This is a genomic window from Mycobacteroides sp. PCS013 (assembly GCF_049532645.1).
Taxonomy (GTDB): domain Bacteria; phylum Actinomycetota; class Actinomycetes; order Mycobacteriales; family Mycobacteriaceae; genus Mycobacterium; species Mycobacterium gwanakae.
The window spans coordinates 4,172,241-4,192,940 of sequence record NZ_CP150131.1; the positions used below are offsets into that span (position 1 = coordinate 4,172,241).

Consider the following 20,700-nt stretch of genomic DNA (forward strand, 5'->3'; position numbering starts at 1 on the left):
CGTACTTTGCGAAGCCGATCTCTGTCCGCGTTCCGCTCGTTACGATGGGGCGGCTGTCAGGAAGAGGGGGACATATGACATTCCGTCGACTATCACCGGTGCTCGGTGGCTTTGCGGCCTTGACCGTCATCGCCTCCGCGGCCATCAATCCCGCGGCGACCGCGTCCCCACCGGTTGGCACCGGAAAGGTCGTAGGAACGGCGGTCCTGAAGGTGATCGGCGGCGGGACGGCGACCGTCACCTGGAAAGAGAACGACGGCGCGGCCCACGTCGAAAAGGATGTGGCGCTGCCCTGGGAGCACACCATCGACGTCGTCGAAGAGGCGAACTCCGAAGTCCGGGCCAGCGGGGCCGGCGCCACCGGCTGCACGATCACCATGGGCGACATGCTGGTGTCGTTCAAGAGCGAGCCGAATCCGGTCTGCGAGTTCGCGTACTGGGGCTGACGCGCCCGGGCCCTGAGGGACCGCGCCGCTCTACGATTCCTCGCATGGCGACCCGTGCCAAGGATTCCGACCGAGACGTCACGTGCACGGCGCTCGACGCCGCCTTCGGCGACGGCCAGCTCTCCTCGGAGGAGCACCGTCAGCGGATCGCCATCGCCACCAGTGCGCAGACTCTCGGCGAGCTCAACGGCGTGGTCTCCGATCTGCAGATCGCCGCCCTCCCGGCCCAGGTACCCATCCCCCGGCCGCCGCGGCGCCGCTGGCCGGCGATCGTCGTCACCGCCGTCGTCGCTGCCGCCCTCGGAGCCGGGGTGAGTGCCTATGTCACACGGCCGGTGCCACCGGACCCGGGGGCGGCCGCCGACGGCATCGCTCCCGTCGTGATCGCCCCGACGAAGTTGTTCTCCGTTCCGGGCCTTTCCGGCCTGCTGGACCAGATGCGCGCAAAATTCGGCGACACCGTCGGCATCGAACTGACCGTCCGCTCCAACAACGCGGCGCTGGTCCGCATCGAATCCACCGATCCGAACCTGCCCATCACCTACCCGTATCAGGGCGGGTTCCGTGACGGCGGAGCGATGCCCGGTACCTGGCGCAACGTTCGGATCGGAGACCTGAGCCGATTCGATCCGGCCAAGATCATCGGGGTCCTGCGCGGAGCACCCGAAACCCTGAACGTGCCCGCCGCCGGCGAGGGCGGAACCGTCATGGTGATCAAGCCCAACGACGAGGGCGTCGACATCACCATCACCGTCTCGGAGCGGGACCGCACCGGCCGAATGGTCGTCGCGGGTAACGGCGAGCCCAAAGAGGTCGTGCCCGCATCCTGACCATCAAGATCGCTCTACGATTCCTCGCATGGCGACAGGCACCCGGGCCAAGGACAGCGACCGCAACGACACCTGCAAGCTGCTCGACGACGCACTGAGCGACGGACAGCTGTCCATGGAGGAGCACCGCGAACGCGTTGCCTCGGCCACCACCGCCTCGACGCTGGGACAGCTCAGCTCGCTGGTCTCGGATCTGCAGAACGCCAAAGCGGCCGCCCACATGCCCGTGCTGAAGGGTCCGCAACGCCCCTGGTGGCGACGGTGGTACGCGCCCGCCGGTGTGGCCGCCGCCCTGGTCCTGGTCGGTGTGCTCATCGGTTGGGGCGCCTACGGAAACACCAGCTCGCCGATGGACTTCACCACCGATCCCGGTGCCAAGCCCGACGGTGTGGCGCCCATTGTGATGACGCCCCCACGCCAGCTGATGTCGCTCGGCGGCCTCACGGGTCTCTTTGAGCAGATGCGCCAAAAATTCGGTGACACCACCGGGTACGAGCTGAACATCTACGGGGACTACGCGATTCTGACGCGCCCCGATCCCCGCGAACCTCGCCGCACGCTGCGCTACACCTATCAGGGCGGATGGGACCATCCCGACGACTCGTCGGGCAGTCACGCCGACCGCACGGTTGACCTCGCCAAGTTCGACGTCAAGACCATCATCGGCATCATGCGCGGCGCACCCGAGACCCTCGGCATCAAACAGAGCGAGGTCAAGAACACGTACCTGTTCATCAAACCGAGCGAGGACAAGACCGCACCACCGGACACCGTTCAGATCGACATCTCGATCAGCGGTGAATTCCAGAACGGGTCGATCTACGTCAATCCGGACGGCACCCCCATCCGAACCACGTACCCCTCCGGCAGTTAGATCTTCCCCCGTGTGGCGCCCGCATATATCGCGGCGATACTATGTCCCGATCGGTGCACGAGAGATGCTCCGGCGTCATACACGGTGTGAGGAGGTGACTTCATGTTGGAACTGGCCATCCTCGGCTTGCTGCTTGAGTCACCCATGCACGGCTACGAGCTGCGCAAGCGCCTGACCGGATTGCTCGGAGCATTCCGGGCGTTCTCTTACGGCTCGCTGTACCCGGCCCTGCGCCGCATGCAGGCCGATGGGCTGATCGCCGAAGACTCCGCGCCCGCGGGCACCACAGTGCTGCTTCGCGGCAAGCGGGTCTATCAGATGACCGCCGCCGGCCGTGCTCGCTTCAGCGAGCTAGTCGCGGACACCGGCCCGCAGAATTACACCGACGACGGCTTCGGTGTGCACCTGGCGTTCTTCAACCGCACCCCGGCCGAGGCCCGGATGCGAATCCTCGAAGGCCGCCGCCGTCAGGTAGAAGAGCGCCGGGAGGGCCTGCGCGAGGCCATCACCCGGGCAAGCAGTTCGTTCGACCGGTACACCAAGCAGCTGCACCAACTTGGCCTGGAATCCAGTGAACGAGAAGTGAAGTGGCTCAACGACTTGATCGCCGCCGAGCGCACCGCGCAGGCACGAGTCGAGGAGCGTTAGACGTGACACAGCGCACGACCATCGGTAAAGGAGAACCGTCCATGTCCAACACATCATCTGAGGTGCGAGTCGCCATCGTCGGCGTCGGCAACTGCGCATCCTCGCTGGTTCAGGGCGTGCAGTACTACCAGGATGCGGACGAGAACTCCACTGTTCCGGGCCTGATGCACGTCAAGTTCGGCCCGTACCACGTGCGCGACGTGAAGTTCGTCGCCGCGTTCGACGTGGACGCCAAGAAGGTCGGCTTCGACCTCTCCGAGGCGATCTCGGCGTCGGAGAACAACACCATCAAGATCGCCGACGTGCCGCCCACCGATGTCATCGTGCAGCGCGGACCGACCCTGGACGGCATCGGCAAGTACTACGCCGACACCATCGAGGTGTCCGACACCGATCCGGTCGACGTCGTGAAGGTGCTGAAAGACAACAACGTTGACGTCCTCGTGTCCTACCTTCCGGTGGGTTCTGAAGAGGCCGACAAGTTCTACGCCCAGTGCGCCATCGACGCCAAGGTGGCGTTCGTCAACGCGCTACCGGTGTTCATCGCCTCGGATCCGGTGTGGGCCAAGAAGTTCGAAGATGCCGGTGTGCCGATCGTGGGCGACGACATCAAGAGCCAGGTGGGCGCCACCATCACCCACCGGGTGATGGCCAAGCTGTTCGAGGACCGCGGCGTCACCCTGGACCGCACCTACCAGCTCAACGTCGGCGGCAACATGGACTTCAAGAACATGCTTGAGCGTGAGCGTCTGGAGTCCAAGAAGGTCTCCAAGACTCAGGCCGTCACGTCGAACCTCAACGGATCACTGGCCGACAAGGTGTACGACAAGAACGTGCACATCGGCCCGTCCGACTACGTCGCGTGGCTCGATGACCGCAAATGGGCTTACGTGCGCCTGGAAGGCCGCGCCTTCGGCGATGTGCCGCTGAACCTCGAATACAAGCTCGAGGTCTGGGACTCCCCCAACTCGGCCGGCATCATCATCGACGCGGTACGTGCGGCGAAGATCGCACTCGACCGCGGACTCGGTGGCCCGATTCTTCCGGCCTCGGCCTACCTGATGAAGAGCCCGCCGAAGCAACTCGCCGACGACATCGCGCGCACCCAGCTGGAGCAGTTCATCGAAGGCTGAGCCTGTTTCTTCGTTCTACCCACCGAGGGCACACCGTCAGGTGTGCCCTCGGTGTTATTTGTTGGCCCGCAACCGATTCGCGACTGCGGCTAGCTGGTCGAGCGCGGCAAGGGTCTCGTCCTCGCGCAACGGATCCAGATGAAGGAGCACCCGCTCCACGCCAGCATCCAGATACGCAGCGGCAGCCCGCTCCCCGGACACGCCGCTCACACCGACCGGCAGATCCGCGCGTCCCTGCTCCGCGAACCGGCGACGCGCCACCCGCACATCCTCGGGGCTAGACGTCGCCGCGTATGGCAACCACCCATCACCTAACCGCACCGCGCGTGACTGAGCGGCCCGGCTCGGACCACCCACGTACACCGGAATGGGCATCCGTGGACGCGGGCTCGCGGCGACGGGCCCGAAATCGAGGTGCTCGCCATGGAATTCCGCTACGTCCTCGGTCCACAGCTGTTTGAGGGCGACCAACTGTTCGTCGAGTTTCGCACCACGCAGCGTCGGGTCGGCGCCGTGGTTGCGTAGCTCGCCCAGATTCCACCCGACGCCGACTCCCAGCACGGCTCGGCCGCCCGACAGCGTGGCCAGCGTCGCCCAGGCCTTGGCGGTGTGCAACACATCGCGCTGGGGTAACAGTGCGACCCCGGACCCGATCACCAAATGCTCGGTGGCCGCCGCGGCGTAGGCGAGCACCACCGGAAGGTCTCGTATCAACGGAAGCCGCGCCCGGAACTCCGGATCGATGTCATCGGGTGTGTCGACCGGGAAGTAGGAGTGGTCGTCGAAGAGCAGCCAGTCGAAGCCGCGCTCCTCGACAGCGCGCGCGAGCACGTCGGGGGCCACGTATCCGTCGGCCGATGAGGTAGAGATACCGAAGCCGGTCATGACCTCCAGGAACCACCCGCGTGCCACCGAAATTCCTGGCAACGCGCTGCACGATCTGATTGCGGGGTGCAACATCGACCTACCCGGCTGTAAGGAGAATCCATGGCGACCACGGAATCGTCCAGCGAGGGCGGCCTGCAGCATTCGTTGCAGAAGCGCCACCTGACGATGATCGCGATCGGTGGCGTCATCGGCGCCGGCCTGTTCGTGGGGTCCGGTGCGACGATCAAGGCGGCCGGCCCGGCGGCCTTCCTCACCTATGCCATCACCGGTGTGCTCATCGTGCTGGTGATGCGCATGCTCGGCGAGATGGCCGTGGCGAATCCGTCGACGGGCTCTTTCGCCGACTACAGCCGCCGCGCCCTCGGCGACTGGGCAGGATTCTCTGTCGGCTGGCTCTACTGGTACTTCTGGGTAATCGTCGTGGGGTTCGAGGCAGTCGCCGGCGGCAAGATCGTCCAAGATTGGTGGCCGCACTTTCCGTTGTGGCTGATCGCACTTGTCCTCATGGTGGCCATGACCGCCACCAACCTCTTCTCGGTGCGGTCCTACGGCGAGTTCGAATACTGGTTCGCCAGTGTGAAAGTACTTGCCATCATTGCATTTCTCGTCCTCGGTACGATGTTCGTACTGGGCTGGTGGCCGGGTAAGCACATGGACTTCTCCAACCTCACCAAGAGCGGGTTCGCTCCCAATGGCACCGGTGCGATCTTCTCCGCCATCGTGGTCGTGGTGTTTTCGATGGTCGGCCCGGAAATCGCGACCATCGCGGCCGCCGAATCCAAGGACCCCGCGCGGGCCATCAGCAGGGCCACCAACTCGGTCATCTACCGAATCGGGCTCTTCTTCGTGGGCTCCATCTTCCTCATCGCGGTGATCGTGCCGTGGGACAGCCCGACATTGGGCACCTCACCCTTCGTCACCGCATTCAAGACCATGGGAATTCCGCACGCCGACAACATCATGCGGATAGTCGTGCTTACCGCCGTGTTGTCCTGTCTCAACTCGGCGATGTACACCGCCTCCCGCATGCTGTTCGTGTTGGCAGGCCGGGGCGAGGCACCGCGCAGCTGGCTGCGCGTCAACTCGCGCGGTGTTCCGGTGCACGCCATCTTGGCGTCCTCATTCATCGGATTCGTCTGCGTGGTGCTGGCATACGTCGCCGAAGATACCGTCTTTCTATTCCTGCTCAACTCCTCCGGCGCGGTAATCCTGTTTGTGTACTTCATGATTGCGATATCGCAGCTGGTACTCAGGCCCCGCACACCCCCAGAGAAGCTGATCGTCAAGATGTGGGGTTATCCGGTGTTGACGATCCTCACCGCCGGTGCGATCGTCGCGATTCTGGTCGCGATGGGCTTTCAGGACGGCACCCGCTCGCAGCTGTGGACCAGCCTGCTGTCCTGGGCGGTGATCCTGCTCGCCTTCGTGGCACTCCGGCTGACCCGGCGCCGCGCACCGATGCCCGACGAACCGGTTACCCGGTAATCGCCCCGGCCCGCCGGAACAGCTGCAGCGTGAGGCCGTGCAGGTAATCACCCACCGCCACAGGCGCTTTCCCGGCGAAGGCGCGGGCGTGCGTGCCCTCCAAGATGATGCCCAACTTGAAACAGGCGAGCACGGTGTACCAGTGGATCGCGCTGAGATCACGGTCCGTGCATTCCGCGTAGTGCGCGACGAGCTCCTCGGGCGTGGGCAGACCTCCGGCCTGCACGAGTGCTCCACCCAGTGAAGCATCGTCGCCATCCGAGGGCCACGTCGCCAACAGCCAGCCCAAGTCCAGCAGCGGGTCACCGATCGTCGACATCTCCCAGTCCACGATGGCAGCGAGCTCAGGACCATCATTGCGGAACATCATGTTCGCCAGGTGGAAATCACCATGCATGATCCCCGGCTTCCACCGCGACGGCCGATGCTGCTCAAGCCAATCCGCGACGGATTGCAGACCCGGGATGTCCGGGCCCGGGTACCCCTCGTGCTTGCTGAACGAGTCGAGCTCTTTGAGCCAACGCGGTACCTGACGCTCCAGGAAGCCGTCGGGGTTGCCGTACCCGTCCAGTCCCAGCGCCTGATAGTCCAGTGCCCCCAGGGCGGCGATACCGCTGACCGCCTCCAGCCCCATCTGGTGCCGAATCTGCGGACTGCTCGCGTGCGGCTCCGGCAGGGTGACCGAGGCATTGAATCCGTCGACCGGCTCCATCAGATAAAAGACCGCGCCGCCCAGCACCGTCTCGTCGGTGCACGCCGCGATGAGCTCAGGAGCGGGAACTCCCTGTCCGCGTAACGCTCCCAGCAATCGCGACTCCCGGCGGATCACATTGTTACTGGCCTCACGTAGATGCTTCGGGGGCCGACGCAACACATACTCGCGGCCGCCCCGGGTGAAGCGCACCATGATGTTCTGCGTGCCGCCCGTGATCGCCGAGACGTCCGCCACCTCACCCGCCGGAAGTCCCTGCTCATCCATCCAGCGCGAAACAACACCGAAATCAACGCTTTTCGGGTCGACATGCTGCGGAGCCGCCATTACAGGTTGCCCACCCGGTGCTCGAGCCGGGCCGCCACATGTGCCCTGGCCTTCTCCGTCAATGCCGGGATGTGACTCGGCGGGAACAGACCCTCATACGGGGTGTAGTCCTTGAGGACTTCCTTGGCGATGGTGACCTTGTGCACCTCGGTGGGGCCGTCGACTAGACCCATCACCTCCGAGTACAGGAACATCTTGGCCAACGGCATCTCTTCGGACACGCCGAGCGAGCCGTGCAGGTGCAGCGCACGCTGGGCGACGTCATGCATCACCTTTGGCATGGCGGCCTTGATGGCCGCGATGTCCTTGCGCACCTTGAGGTAGTCCTGGTGCTTGTCGATCAGCCAGGCAGTCCGAAGCACCAGCAGACGGAATGACTCCATCTCGATCCAGCTGTCGGCGATGCGCTCCTGCGTCATCTGCAACTTGGCGATGGTGCCGCCACGTGCTTCCCGGCTGATGACGCGCTCGCACATCATGTCGAATGCCTTACGCACCTGAGCCACCGTCCGCATCGCATGATGCACGCGACCACCGCCGAGGCGGGTTTGCGCGATCACGAACGCGGCACCCTCGGCACCCAGCATGTTCTCGGCGGGAATCCGGGCATTGGTGAAGCGGGTGTAGGCCTCGTCCTCGCTGAACCCATGCACGGTGATGTTTCTGACGATCTCCACCCCCGGCGCATTCGGGTCGACGATGAACATCGACATTCCCTGATACGGGCTGACATCCGGGTTGGTGACGGCCATGACGATCCAAAAGGCGGCGTGCCGCGCCTCGGAGTTGAACCACTTCTCCCCGTTGAGGATCCACTCATCACCGTCACGCACGGCAGTTGTCTTGAACAGCGTCGGATCGGACCCGCCCTGCGGCTCCGTCATGACGTAACAGGACCCGATGTCGCCGTCCATCAGCGGCTGCAGATACTTCGCCTTCTGCGCCTCGGTGCCGTAGTGCGCGAGGATCTCGGCATTGCCGGTGTCGGGAGCCTGACATCCGAAGATCGAGGGGGCCCACACCGAACGACCCAGAATCTCGTTGAGCAACGCGAGCTTGAGCTGCCCGAAGCCCGGGCCGCCCAGCTCGGGGCCGAGGTGACAGGCCCACAGCCCACGGCGCTTGACCTCCTCCTTGAGCGGTCGCACGTAGTCCATGGCCTCGGTATCGGACTTGTCGTACGGGTTGGGGAACACGTAATCGAGCGGTTCCACCTCGGTGCGGACGAATTCCTCAGCCCAGTCCAGCAGCTCCTGGTATTCGGGGTCGGTCTCGAAATCCCATGCCATGTCAGTTACTTCCTGTCGGTTCGGGTTCAATGGGAAGTTCATGCGGACGATCCGTATGCACGCCGTCCACCACCATGTCGGCGATGCGCTTGGCGATCTGCGCCGGGCTCTTGCCGTCGGCGCGGTACCAGACCGCCACCATGTTCAGCATCCCGAGAATCGCATTGGTGATCAGGTGATCGCTGGTGCGAAATACCCCGGCTTCGTAGCCCTCGTCGAGAACGCGTTGCCAGCAGCGCTGTAACTCGTCACGCATTCCCTGCAACTCCGCGGCCCGCTCGCCGGTCAGCGCGGAACCATCGCGGACCTGGATGGCAACCTGCTTGCGGTACTTGACGATAAGGATGACGTAGGAGCCGATGAGAGTGCGCAGACGCTTGGCGGGCGGGGTGTTCATGCCTGCGATGTGCGCAGCCTCGGTGAGCATTTCGTCGATGTAGCTGCGCAGGATCTCCCAGAGGAGTTCCTCTTTGGACCCGATGTGGTAGTACAGCGCGCCACCCCGTACACCGGCCGCAGCGCCGATCTCAGCAACACCGGTCGCGTGAAATCCCTTCTCGGCGAAGAGTTCCGTTGCCACATCCATGATCCGCCGGCGGGTCGCCGCGGCATCGCCATCGGCCGCGGGCGGACGGCCCCGACGCGGCTTGGCGCCGGCCTCGGTCACAGGATGCCGCCATCCAGTCGAATCGTCGTTCCCGTGCAGTAGGCCGATGCATCACTTGCGAGATACAGTGCCGCGCCGACGATGTCTTCCGGTTCGCCCACGCGGCGCAACGGAATGCTGGGAATAAGCGCCTCGGCGAATCCTTCCGGCCAGGCCGCCGCGATATCTGTGTTGAAAAGTCCGCATTGAATGGTGTTGGTGCGCACGGTCGGCCCAAAGCTGTGCGAGAGGCCAAGGGTCAGGGCATTCAAACCGGCCTTTGCCGCTGCGTACGGCAACGCGGTGGCGTCGGGCCGCACCGCTTCGATCGAGCTGATGTTGATGATCGAACCGCCGGCTCCTGCCGCCATCTTGGTGGCGATCAGGGCCGACAACCGGAACGGTCCCTTCAGATTGACCCCAATGACCTTGTCGAACAATGCTTCCGACACCTGGTCCAGGCTGGGGTACAGCGGGGACAGTCCGGCGTTGTTGACCAGGACGTCCACCCGCCCGAACTCCCGGTACACGGTGTCGACCAGCTCATCGCATTGCTCCCAGGAGCTGACATTGCAGGCCACCGGGAGCGCACGTCGACCGTGTTCGGCCTGCACCTGGGCGGCCAGCTCGTTACAGGAGTCGATCTTGCGGCTCGCAATAACCACATCGGCGCCATGCGCGGCGAACGCCTGCACCATCGCCCGGCCCAACCCGCGGCTACCACCGGTGACGACGACGACCTTGTCCTGCAGCATCCAGTCCTCCTTGACTAATGTGGCGATCGATACATTAAAGAAGCGATGCCGATAGCGCAAGAGGCGGCAGCCGTGGATCAGCGGGCGAGCTTGTCCAGCAGCAGCGTGAACATCGCCTCGGTCTTGTCATCGTTGGGGTCGAGTCGGCAGAACATCACCGAAGCGACGTAGTTCGCGCGCTGGCGCGCCACCAGACGGCAGGACCACGGTGAACGGTCAGTGGTTCGCGTCCAGTTCACCTCGTCTTGACCGCTGTGCCCGATGCTGAGCGTCCAATTCTCCGCGATGCCGTTCACCGAGGTAACCCCATGTACTCCATCGCATCTGGACATGCGCTGGGCGAATTGCTCGAACTGCCGACTTGCCGAGGTAGCGGTCTCGAAGACAATCAGCGCTGACCCTATGGTGTGCTGGCGAACCCTTCCGACCGTCTCCGAATACGCCTGGATGCGCGCCGCACCGAAGCTCAGGTACTGCTGCCGCGTGGCCAACGAGTATCCGTATGCACAGTCGGAGACCGTGTTGGCCGTCGAGAGCACAGACTCGACGGCGGGAATGGTCCTGATATCCGGAAGGCCCACTGCCGCACGGATATCCGACGCCGACAGAAGCCTATCTTCAAGGTCGGCCTGCCTGGGCGGCAGCACCGGATACAACTTCTCCGGCCTGGCGGGGGCCGCCGCGTCGCCCTCAACCGCGTGCGTACAGGAGGCCAACAGCGCGGCGGCCGTCAGTAAAACGACTGGTGCCCAGCGCATTACCGTGCCCCCGAGAGTTTTAGCGTCAACCGGTCCAGCACGTTGCCCGCCTTGTTATCCGAACCGTGGGTGCAGAACATCGACGATGCCACAAAGTTGGCCCGCTGTCGTGCAGCCATGTAGCAGGTCCAGCTCGAGTCGACCACGCTGCGCGTCCACGCCACCTCGTCGGCGGTGTCGGCACTGGTGATGCTCAGCTTCCATGAGGAGGGATCGCGCTGTGTATGCGTGGCGCTCGTGATCGCGTCGCACCTGGCCATCAGACCGTTGAACCGCTGGAACTGTTGTCGAGCCGTGGCATCGTCGGAGAAGGTCACCACCGCGTTTCCCACCGTATGCAGCCGCGCGACATCACTCTCCTCCACATACAACTCGATGCGCGCCGCCTCGTGCTTCTCATAGGAAGCGCTCTCGGCCAGAGAGTAGCCAGCCGCGCACACGGTGGCGTCGGTGGTCGAGCGGAACATCGCGTCCACTGCCTGCCCCGGCTCTAGTCGTGGCAACTCCGATATCTCGCGAATCTGCGAGCCAGTGAGCAGCGTGCCGCCGGGAAGCTTGTCGCCGATGGCGTGCAGTTCTGGATAAAGGCCAGCACGCTCGGGCGGCGGGGTCGCGAGTCCGTCGGCTACGCGGGAGCAGCCGCCACAGGCAACCATCACGCAGAACAACATCGCCGCCGCCCGCATCACCGCACCCCCTATCCCAGCATCCCTACCCGAGGTTTGCTAGAAGTGAAGCTACACCACCAGCGCCATGCGCGGGTCGGTAAGCAGCGCACCCAGATCCGCGAGGAACTTGGACCCCTGCTCACCATCCACCAGTCGGTGGTCGAAGGACAGCGCGAGCGTGGTGACGTCGCGGACGGCGAGTTCTCCGTGCACCACCCAGGGGCGTTTGGCAATCGAGCCCAGTGCCAGGATGGCCGCTTCGCCCGGATTGATGATCGGGGTACCCGCATCGACGCCGAAGACTCCGATATTGGTCAGCGTGAACGTTCCGCCGGACATGTCGGCGGGCGCGGTCTTTCCCTCGCGTGCGGTAGTTACCAACTGCGCGAATGCGATCGCCAGTTCACGCAGCGACATCCCGTTGGCGTTCTTCACGTTCGGGACCACCAGTCCGCGCTCGGTCGCTGCCGCCACACCGAGGTTCACGTAATGCTTGATGACGATCTCGCCGGCTTGCTCATCCCAGGTGGAATTCAGCGAGGGATGCGACCGCAGAGTCAGCAGCACCATCCGCGCGACCAGCGTCATGGGCGTGAGTTTGAGGTCGGGGAACTTCGCCTTCAACTCGGCCAGTAGCTCCATCGTCGCGGTCATATCGACCGTGAGGAACTCGGTGACGTGGGGCGCCGTGAAGGCGCTGCGCACCATGGCGGCCGCCGTGTGCTTGCGGACGCCCGCGATGGGAATCCGCGTCTCCCCGCCCACTGGGGCCGGGACCGGGGGCTCAGCCTGCGGAGCGCGCGCGGTGAGACTGCGCGTATAGGCCTCCACATCCTGACGGGTGATGCTGCCCCCGATCCCCGTGCCGCTGATCAGGTCGAGGGCCACGCCCAGTTCGGCGGCCAGTTTGCGCACCGACGGTTTCGCGGCGGCCCGCACCGGTTCCGGTGGAGCAACCGGTACTTCGGGTTCGACGAGGGCGAGGGCGGCCGAGCCCGCGCCCGCGCGACGCCGACGGCGGGTCTGGCCCGTCGACTCCGACGGGCCGTAGCCGACCAGGTTGGCGGGCTCGTCAGGTTCGGCACCGGCGACCTCGATCGAGATCAGCGGCGACCCGACCGCGAGGGTCGAGTTCTCCGCCGCCTCCAGGGCCACCACCGTTCCCTCGTACGGCGACGGCAGCTCGACCATCGCCTTCGCGGTCTCCACATCGGCGAGCACCTGGTTGAGCTTCACCTCATCGCCGACCTTCACCTTCCAGGCGATCAGGTCGGCTTCGGTGAGTCCCTCACCGAGATCCGGAAGCAGAAACTGTTTGACTGCCATGGATTTCGCACCTCTCCTACGCGGCGATAGCGCGGTCGACGGCGTCCATCACCCGCTCCGCATCGGGCAGGAAGTGGTGCTCCACCTTGTTGGCGGGGTATGGGAGAGCGAAACCACCGACCCGTAGCACCGGCGCCTCCAGGTGGTAGAAGCACCGCTCGGTAATGCGTGCCGCGATCTCGGCGCCCAATCCCATGAACACCGATGCTTCGTGAACCACCACCAGCCGGCCCGTCTTGCGTACCGAGGCCTCCAGCGTCTCGAAGTCGACCGGCGAAAGGGAGCGCAGATCAACGACCTCGATCGACATCCCCTCGGCCGCAGCCATTTCCGCCGCCGCAGTAGCGACGGCGACCATCGGGCCATATGCGGCCACCGTGGCCGCGGTACCAGGCCGGACGATGCGGGCGGACGACAGCGGCAGCACGTCTCGTGCTTCGGTGTTGACCTCACCCTTCTCCCAGTAGCGCCGCTTGGGCTCGAAGAAGATGACCGGGTCGTCGCACGCCACGGACTGGCGGATCATGTCGTAGGCATCTTGGGGCGATCCACACGCCACCACCCGTAGGCCCGCGGTGTGGGCGAAGTAGGCCTCTGGCGATTCCGAATGGTGTTCCACCGCACCGATTCCACCGCCGAACGGGATGCGGATGGTCAGCGGCATGCCCACCGCCCCCTTGGTGCGGTAGTGCAACTTGGCCACCTGACTCACGATCTGATCGAAAGCCGGATAAACGAAGCCGTCGAACTGGATCTCGCACACCGGGCGATATCCACGCATGGCCAAGCCCACCGCCGTGCCGATGATTCCGGATTCGGCCAGCGGCGTGTCGATGACTCGATGGTCACCGAAGTCTTTCTGCAGCCCGTCGGTGACCCGGAAGACGCCGCCGAGCTTGCCCACGTCCTCCCCCATGACGATCACCTTGTCGTCGTCTTCCAGGGATGCACGCAGACCCGCGTTCAGGGCACCGGACATCGTCATTCTGGTCATGATGCGATCCCTTCATCCTCAAAGCCGGCGAGATATTCCAAGTAGTCGCGCCGTTCCGCGGCGACAAGCGAATGTGGTTCCGCGTACACGTGGTTGAACATGTCGGCGGCGGTCGGCTCGATGGTGCCGAGACATCCCGCGCGCATTTCGGCAGCCACCGCATCGGCCTTGGCCACAATGCGCTGCTTCTCCGAATCTGTCAGCACCCCAAGTCTTTCCAAATATTTTTCCACTCGCGACAGCGGGTCTTTGGCGCGCCACTCCTCAAGCTCGGCGGAATTGCGGTACTTGGTCGGATCATCGGAGGTGGTGTGTGGTCCCATCCGGTAGGTGACCGCTTCGACGAGAGTGGGCCCGCTACCCTCTCGCGCGCGCCGCAGCGCCGCACGGGTCACCGCCATCACCGCGAGCACGTCGTTGCCGTCCACCTGGATTCCCGGCACGCCGAATCCGGTGCCGCGCGCGGCCAGCGGCAGATGGCTCTGCACCCGCACCGGCTCACTGATGGCCCATTGGTTGTTCTGGCAGAAGAAGACTACGGGTGCACCGAAACTCGATGCGAAGGCGAAAGCCTCCGACACGTCACCCTGACTGGTCGCGCCATCGCCGAAGTACGCGATGACCGCGGAGTCGGCACCGTCGAATTTGACACCCATCGCGTATCCGGTGGCGTGCAGCGACTGCGCACCGACGATGATCGCGGGTGCGGTGACATTGTGGTCGCGCGGATTCCAGCCCGACTGCGTTGAGCCGCGCCAGAATTGGAGCATGGCGGTGGGTTCGATACCGCGGCAGTAGGCAACGCCGTGCTCACGAAAACTGGTGAAGGCGAAATCATCGTGTGCCAGCGCACGCGCGGAACCGACCTGAGCGGCCTCCTGACCCAGCAGCGGCGCCCAGAGCGCGAGCTCACCCTGACGCTGCAGTGCCGTGGCCTCGGTGTCGATGCGGCGGACCACCACCATGTCCTCATACAGCGCGACAAGGTGCTGGTCGTCGATATCCGCGACCAGCGGCCCGTACGCCGGATCCTCGACCCGGTTGCCTTCCGGATCCAGGAGCTGGATGGTTTCCATACCCGCCTCGCTAACCATCTGATGCACTGTCCATACCTGACCGTCACCGCAGAGGTGTGTCTTGCTTCACAGTGCATCAGATAGTCATACTGCGCAACCGATGCGTGTCACATTGTGCATAGTGCCCAGATTTGTCGGTCAATTCTGTGCGATACTGCGCTCTATGACCACTCTGGATGCCACTGATGCGAAGTTGTTACTCGCGCTCACGCAAACACCCCGCGCGTCCGGCGTGGAGCTAGCGCAGCGACTGAATCTGTCCCGCAACACCGTGCAAGCGCGGCTGACCCGCTGGGACCAGCACGAGGCCCTGGCCGGTATCGACCACCAGATCGTGCCGCGCGCGATGGGTTATCCCATGACGGCTTACGTCACCGCACGCATCGACCAACATCAGCTCAAGGGGATTGGCGTGGCGCTAGCCGACGTGCCGGAGGTGGTGCAGGTGCACGGTCTGGCGGGCGCGGACGATCTGATGATCAAGGTGGTGGCCGTCGACAGCGACGATCTATACCGAATCGCCGGGAACATCCTCGACATCCCCGGCATCACTCGTACGTCGATCGCGATTGCCATGCACGAGTTGGTGGCATTCCGGATGACGCCACTGCTGCGGCGCCTCGCCGGACAAGACTGAGCGCTCAGCCCAGCCAGTCCAGAACCGCTGCAGCCGTCCAGGATTGCTGCATGCTGCCCAGCGGCGCACCGGTAAACGGTTCGTAGTACTCGGCGAAGGAGCCGTCACCCGCCTGCCGTAAACCCTCCTGCCGGAGCAGGAACGCCCGCTCACTCCATCCACGCCGCTCGAACGCCCAACAGAACAGCCAGGTGAGCACCGGCCACACCGGGCCCCGCCAATACTCGCGCGGACGAAAATCCCTCGACACCGGCGACGTCGACGGCACCAGTGCGTACCGCAGATCCGGGTGGCCGCAGAAACGTGGTCCTTCCAGCAGCCGCAGCAGCGCCAATTCCTGCGCACGCGGCAGGCCTCCGGATAGCAGCGGTGCGAACATGGCCACCGTGTCGGTCGCCACCCACTTGCCGGTCTTGACGTCGAAATCCCTTGCGGCACCGCTACGTTCTTCTGTGGTGTCGACTACCCCGGCACGGAACCGCTCGGCCCAGCCGTGCAATTCACGCACATCGGCTCGCGGGCGCGCGTGCTCCTCACCAATGGTGGCCAGGACCTCGCAGGCCACCGCGAAGATTGCCGAGACGAACACGTCTTCCATGACGAAGCTCATCACGTCCGGCAGCCGGGCATCGTCGTACCCCACCGATTTCATCTCTTCCAGCAGCCACAGATAGACGTCATACTCGGCATCCTTGGGGCGCTGCGAGGCGTCGGTGATGATTGCGGTGTCCTCCCGCACATACGGCGGTAACTCTCCGGGAACAACATTGGCGTACGCGCCATCCCAGCGCGGCGAGTTGTCCATTCCCGATTCCCACCCGTGATAGAGGGTGATGCGCCCGTGCTGGTTCTGATCGCGGGACTCGGCGAGCCACCGATGCCACCGCATCAGGTCTGCCCAGCGCCGATCCAGGAAGGCTTCCGCGATGCCGCGCGCACTCCGGCCACGGCGGCGCGCATGATCCAAGATGCGCTGCACCGCTATGGCATGCACCGGTGGTTGGGTGATGCCCGATGTCTGGTAATTCGACGGTGCGTTCACCGCCAGTTCCGAGGTGCGCCAGCGCGCGGGTCCGGGAAAGTAGCCGTCGACCCCGTTCGCGAAGACGATGTGCGGGATCATCCCGTTGGCCCATTGCGCGGAAAGCAGGGTGTCCAATTCGGTGACGGCGCGTTCGACGCTCAGCGGCGCCAGGCCGACCGCCACGAAAGCCGCGTCCCAGCTCCACATATGTGGGTACAACTTGGGGGCGGCACTGGTCATCGTCCCCCTGTCATTTCCCCTCAGCAGGTATGCCGCACGTGCGGCCAACTGCGTGGGGGTGAACATCGGGTGGGACGGCATCCGTCCATTGTGCGGCGTACCCGGCCATTCCCTCTCGCCGAAAGCCGACTTTTGGTGTGAAAGTGCGACTGGACGCCGCCAAAAGTCGACATTCGCCCGGAGGCGGCTAGCCTGGCGCGCATGCCCCTCGCTCTCATCACCGGCGCAAGCGGCGGTCTCGGTGCTGCCATCGCGCGTGCCCTGGCCCCCACCCATGCACTCCTGCTGGGAGGCCGCCCATCCACGCGGCTGGACGCACTGGCCGATGAGCTGCAGGCCACAGCATGGCCGGTGGACCTGGGCGATGAGCGCGCGTTGCTGGCGGCCACCGCCGGCATCGACGAACTCGATGTACTGGTGCACAACGCCGGGGTGTCCTATCCGGCGACGATCGCCGATTCGCAGTTGGCGGACTGGCGTAAGACCTTTGATGTCAACGTCTTAGCGCCGGTGGCACTGACCAAGGCCCTGCTTCCCGCTCTACGCGCGGCACAGGGCGACGTGGTGTTCGTGAACTCCGGAGCGGGAATCAACGCGCACCCCGGCATCGGCTCGTACTCGGCGAGCAAGTTCGCATTGCGCGGCGTGGCCGATGTGCTGCGGGCGGAGGAGCCGCTGCTGCGGGTGACCTCGGTGCATCCCGGCCGGATCAGCACCCCGATGCAGCAGGAACTCACCGAACATGAAGGGCGCGTCTACAACCCGGATGAGTACATGCGTCCCGAGTCCGTCGCACAATTGATCGTCGATGCCGTGCGGCTGCCGCGCGACGCGCGTGTGCACCAAATTGTGGTGCGCCAGAACTAGACGACCAGATTCACCATGCGCCCGGGCACCACGATGACCTTCTTCGGGGCAACGCCCGCCAGGAACTCCAGCACCTTCTCCTCGGCAAGGGCCGCCGCCTCGATATCGGCCGCCGGTGCGTCGGCGGCCACCGTGATCCGGCCGCGCACCTTGCCGTTGACCTGAATCGGGTACTCGACGGTGTCGGCCACCAGCCATCGCTCATCGAATCCCGGGAAGGGGCCGTGCGCCAAGGTCTCATCGCGTCCGAGCTGGCTCCACAGCTCCTCAGCCAGGTGCGGCGCCAGCGGAGCCAGCAACAGCACCAGCGGTTCCACCGCCGCACGCGGGGCACCCTCCGGGTACTCCTTGGTGAGGTGGTTGGTGTACTCGATCAACTTGGCTGCGGCGGTGTTATTGCGCAGAGCCGCATAGTCTTCGGTGACTCCGGCAATCGTCTTGTGCAACGCCCGTAGGGTGTCCTCGCTCGTCAGGTCCCCTTCGGTGACCCGGATCTTGCCGGTCTCCTCGTCGACCACCACGCGCCACACCCGCTGCAGGAACCGGTGCGCACCAACGACATCCTTTGTTGCCCACGGCCGCGACAACTCCAGTGGACCCATCGACATCTCGTACACCCGCAGGGTGTCCGCACCGTAGTTGTCACAGATGTCGTCCGGCGAGATCGAGTTCTTGAGGCTCTTGCCGATCTTGCCGAACTCCTGCTTCACCTCGACTTTCCCGTCGGGACCGGGCCAGAAGAACGTTCCGTTCTCCTCGACCACCTCGGCGGCGGGCACGTACATTCCGCGCGCATCCGTGTAGGCGTACGCCTGGATGTAGCCCTGGTTGAGCAGCCGCCGGTACGGCTCGCGGGAGCTGACATGTCCGAGGTCGTAGAGGACCTTGTGCCAGAACCTCGAGTAGAGCAGGTGCAATACGGCGTGCTCCATGCCGCCGACATACAAGTCAACGCCCCCGGGATCGTCCGGGCCGTGCTCGGCCGGGCGCGGCCCCAGCCAGTAGGCCTCGTTCTCCTTGTCGCAGAACGCGTCCGCATTATCCGGGTCCGCGTAGCGCAGCTCGTACCACGAGCTGCCCGCCCACTGCGGCATCACGTTGGTGTCGCGCGTGTACCGCTTGAGTCCGTCGCCCAGATCCAGCTCAACGTTGACCCAGTCGGTGGCCTTCGACAGCGGCGGCGACGGCACGCTCGATGCGTCGTCGGGATCGAAGGACACCGGTGCGTAGTCCTCGACCTCCGGCAGCTCGACGGGCAGCGCACCCTCACCCAGCGCTCGTGGTCGCCCGTCCTCGCCGTAGACGATGGGGAACGGCTCGCCCCAATAGCGCTGGCGTGCGAAAAGCCAATCGCGAAGCTTGTATTCGATGCGCGGTTCGCCGCGGCCGTCCTGCACCAGCCGGCGCGTCACCTCCGCCTTGGCAGCGGCGATATCCAGCCCATTCAGGTAATCGGAGTTCACCAGCGGACCGTCGCCCGTGTACGCGGACTCGGTGATATCGCCGCCGGAAATGACTTGCTGCACAGGCAAACCGAACGCATGCGCGAAGTCCCAGTCACGCTGGTCGTGGCCGGGCACCGCCATGATGGCCCCGGTGCCGTAACCGAACAGCACATAGTCGGCAATGAAGACCGGCACCGGCTTACCGCTCACCGGGTTGGTGGCGTAGGCGCCGGTGAATACGCCGGTCTTTTCTTTGTTCTCTTGACGTTCCAGGTCGCTCTTGGCGGCGATGGAGCGGCGATACTGCTCGATGGCCGCGCGCGGCGAATCCTGCCCGCCGGTCCAGCGCGCGTCCGTTCCCTCCGGCCAGGTGTCACCCGTCAGGCCGTCCACCAGTGGGTGCTCGGGTGCCAACACCATGTAGGTGGCGCCGAAGAGCGTGTCGGGCCGGGTGGTGAACACCTCGATATCGCCCACACCGGCGACGGCGAACAACACCGATGCACCCTGCGATCGACCGATCCAGTTGCGCTGCATGGTCTTGACCTTGTCGGGCCAGTCCAGGAATTCAAGATCGTCGATCAGCCTGTCGGAGTACGCGGTGATCCGCATCATCCACTGCCGCAACCGCTTACGGAAGACAGGGAAGTTACCGCGCTCGCTGCGTCCGTCCGAGGTGACCTCCTCGTTGGCCAGCACGGTACCCAGTCCCGGGCACCAGTTGACCACCGAATCCGATTGGTATACCAGGCGATACGAGTCGACCAGATCGGCGCGCGCGCCGTCGCTCAGCTCGCCCCATACCGTGCCGTCGGCCGGCGTACGCGCACCGGAATCGAACTCGGCCACCAGCTCGTCGATCCGGCGGGCACGCTGGGCTTCGACGTCGTACCAGGCGTTGTAGATCTGCAGAAAAATCCACTGTGTCCACTTGTAGAAGTCGACGTCGGTGGTCGAGAAACTGCGGCGCGAGTCGTGGCCCAATCCGAGCCGGCCAAGCTGACGCTTGTAGTTGACGATGTTGGCCTCGGTACGGACCCGCGGGTGGGTGCCGGTCTGCACCGCGTACTGCTCGGCCGGCAGACCGAACGCGTCGAACCCGAGCGCGTGCAGCACGTTGGCGCCACGCATCCGGTGGAAGCGGGCATATACGTCCGTCGCGATATAGCCCAGCGGATGTCCGACGTGCAGCCCGTCACCCGAGGGATACGGGAACATGTCCTGCACAAACATCTTGTCAGCGGGAATCGGCGTGCCATCGGCCGGTGCGAGTGAGCCCACCGGATTGGGTACGTGGAACGTGCCGCGGTCGGCCCAGCTCTGTTGCCAACGACGCTCGATCTGCCCGGCGAGCTGCGCGGTGTAGCGATGCTCGGGGGTATCGGTGGCGTCTTGCTGGGCTTCAGTCACGCATCAAGGGTAAATGCGGCAGCTCAGCGAACAGAAATCGCCGGTTTGGCGACGAGAGTTAATCACTCTGGTCACAATCCGGCCACTTCCGGGGGTGTCCGGGGTGCTTTCTCAGCTGCGCTTATTAACTTCGGGACCGCTACAACCGAGAGCCCCCTGTCGACATAGCGGTCGGCGTGCCCGCGCCCACGGTTGTCGTCCACAACTCACACACCACGCATT

The 20,700-nt window shown here is 64.7% G+C and carries 20 protein-coding genes; 8 read left to right on the forward strand and 12 right to left on the reverse strand.

Translation table 11 applies throughout. From position 1 onward, the window contains the following. The first annotated feature begins 74 nt into the window (after positions 1 to 74). The 5 genes from RHO23_RS20770 (at position 75) to RHO23_RS20790 (ending at position 3,931) form a co-directional block, all read left to right on the forward strand. The gene (locus RHO23_RS20770) at positions 75 to 446 is read left to right on the forward strand and encodes a hypothetical protein (RefSeq protein WP_057968853.1); all 372 of its coding nucleotides are present in this window, start codon (positions 75 to 77) and stop codon (positions 444 to 446) included. Between the two features lie 44 nt (positions 447 to 490). Beyond that, entirely contained in the window at positions 491 to 1,276 is a 786-nt protein-coding gene (locus RHO23_RS20775; RefSeq protein ID WP_070941656.1) for a DUF1707 SHOCT-like domain-containing protein, read from the forward strand. A gap of 28 nt (positions 1,277 to 1,304) precedes the next feature. Continuing rightward, a complete protein-coding gene (locus RHO23_RS20780) occupies positions 1,305 to 2,150 on the forward strand; it encodes a DUF1707 SHOCT-like domain-containing protein (protein ID WP_057963612.1) in 846 nt (281 codons plus the stop codon). A 102-nt stretch (positions 2,151 to 2,252) separates the two neighbouring features. Further along, positions 2,253 to 2,798 (forward strand): PadR family transcriptional regulator, encoded by a 546-nt coding sequence (locus RHO23_RS20785; RefSeq protein ID WP_030097647.1) that lies wholly within the window; start codon positions 2,253 to 2,255, stop codon positions 2,796 to 2,798. Positions 2,799 to 2,839: 41 nt separating this feature from the next. Beyond that, a complete protein-coding gene (locus RHO23_RS20790; RefSeq protein WP_030097648.1) occupies positions 2,840 to 3,931 on the forward strand; it encodes an inositol-3-phosphate synthase in 1,092 nt (363 codons plus the stop codon). 54 nt (positions 3,932 to 3,985) lie between these two features. Here RHO23_RS20790 and RHO23_RS20795 read toward each other — a convergent pair whose 3' ends face one another. After that, entirely contained in the window at positions 3,986 to 4,816 is an 831-nt protein-coding gene (locus RHO23_RS20795) for an LLM class F420-dependent oxidoreductase (protein ID WP_423489269.1), read from the reverse strand. Between the two features lie 102 nt (positions 4,817 to 4,918). On the opposite strand from RHO23_RS20795, the gene RHO23_RS20800 reads away from it, so the two are divergent. Beyond that, positions 4,919 to 6,304, forward strand: coding sequence for an amino acid permease (locus RHO23_RS20800; RefSeq protein WP_423488276.1), 1,386 nt, complete (start codon positions 4,919 to 4,921; stop codon positions 6,302 to 6,304). Here RHO23_RS20800 and RHO23_RS20805 read toward each other — a convergent pair. The 9 genes from RHO23_RS20805 to pdhA form a co-directional block, all read right to left on the reverse strand. After that, positions 6,294 to 7,343 (reverse strand): phosphotransferase family protein, encoded by a 1,050-nt coding sequence (locus tag RHO23_RS20805; RefSeq protein WP_423488277.1) that lies wholly within the window; start codon positions 7,341 to 7,343, stop codon positions 6,294 to 6,296. The two genes, RHO23_RS20800 and RHO23_RS20805, sit on opposite strands and share 11 nt — an antisense overlap. Next, positions 7,343 to 8,632 carry an acyl-CoA dehydrogenase family protein gene (locus RHO23_RS20810; protein ID WP_046255361.1) on the reverse strand — a complete coding sequence of 430 codons (1,290 nt, stop codon included), beginning with the start codon at positions 8,630 to 8,632 and terminating at the stop codon, positions 7,343 to 7,345. The genes RHO23_RS20805 and RHO23_RS20810 overlap by 1 nt, the downstream gene beginning before the upstream one ends. A 1-nt stretch (position 8,633) precedes the next feature. Next, a complete protein-coding gene (locus RHO23_RS20815; RefSeq protein WP_057968858.1) occupies positions 8,634 to 9,299 on the reverse strand; it encodes a TetR/AcrR family transcriptional regulator in 666 nt (221 codons plus the stop codon). Continuing rightward, positions 9,296 to 10,033, reverse strand: a complete 738-nt coding sequence (locus RHO23_RS20820; RefSeq protein ID WP_070927964.1) for an SDR family NAD(P)-dependent oxidoreductase — start codon at positions 10,031 to 10,033, stop codon at positions 9,296 to 9,298. Before RHO23_RS20820 ends, RHO23_RS20815 begins: the two co-directional genes overlap by 4 nt. 77 nt (positions 10,034 to 10,110) lie before the next feature. After that, the gene (locus RHO23_RS20825; RefSeq protein ID WP_423488278.1) at positions 10,111 to 10,791 is read right to left on the reverse strand and encodes a sensor domain-containing protein; all 681 of its coding nucleotides are present in this window, start codon (positions 10,789 to 10,791) and stop codon (positions 10,111 to 10,113) included. Next, positions 10,791 to 11,477 carry a sensor domain-containing protein gene (locus RHO23_RS20830; protein ID WP_423488279.1) on the reverse strand — a complete coding sequence of 229 codons (687 nt, stop codon included), beginning with the start codon at positions 11,475 to 11,477 and terminating at the stop codon, positions 10,791 to 10,793. Before RHO23_RS20830 ends, RHO23_RS20825 begins: the two co-directional genes overlap by 1 nt. Positions 11,478 to 11,528: 51 nt before the next feature. Then, complete coding sequence (locus tag RHO23_RS20835; protein ID WP_423488280.1) at positions 11,529 to 12,785, reverse strand: dihydrolipoamide acetyltransferase family protein; 1,257 nt, start codon at positions 12,783 to 12,785, stop codon at positions 11,529 to 11,531. Between the two features lie 16 nt (positions 12,786 to 12,801). Further along, positions 12,802 to 13,764: an alpha-ketoacid dehydrogenase subunit beta gene (locus RHO23_RS20840; RefSeq protein ID WP_193601907.1), complete on the reverse strand. Its 963-nt coding sequence runs from the start codon at positions 13,762 to 13,764 to the stop codon at positions 12,802 to 12,804. Positions 13,765 to 13,775: 11 nt separating this feature from the next. Continuing rightward, positions 13,776 to 14,855, reverse strand: a complete 1,080-nt coding sequence (gene pdhA, locus RHO23_RS20845; protein WP_423489270.1) for a pyruvate dehydrogenase (acetyl-transferring) E1 component subunit alpha — start codon at positions 14,853 to 14,855, stop codon at positions 13,776 to 13,778. 163 nt (positions 14,856 to 15,018) lie between these two features. On the opposite strand from pdhA, the gene RHO23_RS20850 reads away from it, so the two are divergent. Next, positions 15,019 to 15,492 (forward strand): Lrp/AsnC family transcriptional regulator, encoded by a 474-nt coding sequence (locus RHO23_RS20850; protein WP_030097660.1) that lies wholly within the window; start codon positions 15,019 to 15,021, stop codon positions 15,490 to 15,492. Positions 15,493 to 15,496: 4 nt separating this feature from the next. On the opposite strand, the gene ggh is transcribed toward RHO23_RS20850, so the two are convergent. Continuing rightward, positions 15,497 to 16,837 carry a glucosylglycerate hydrolase gene (gene ggh / locus RHO23_RS20855; RefSeq protein WP_423488281.1) on the reverse strand — a complete coding sequence of 447 codons (1,341 nt, stop codon included), beginning with the start codon at positions 16,835 to 16,837 and terminating at the stop codon, positions 15,497 to 15,499. Between the two features lie 120 nt (positions 16,838 to 16,957). Between ggh and RHO23_RS20860 the strand changes: the two genes are divergently transcribed. After that, positions 16,958 to 17,623: an SDR family oxidoreductase gene (locus tag RHO23_RS20860; protein WP_064410070.1), complete on the forward strand. Its 666-nt coding sequence runs from the start codon at positions 16,958 to 16,960 to the stop codon at positions 17,621 to 17,623. Here the strand turns inward: RHO23_RS20860 and leuS are convergent. After that, a complete protein-coding gene (gene leuS / locus RHO23_RS20865) occupies positions 17,620 to 20,478 on the reverse strand; it encodes a leucine--tRNA ligase (RefSeq protein ID WP_064410071.1) in 2,859 nt (952 codons plus the stop codon). The two genes, RHO23_RS20860 and leuS, sit on opposite strands and share 4 nt — an antisense overlap. Positions 20,479 to 20,700: the final 222 nt, after the last annotated feature.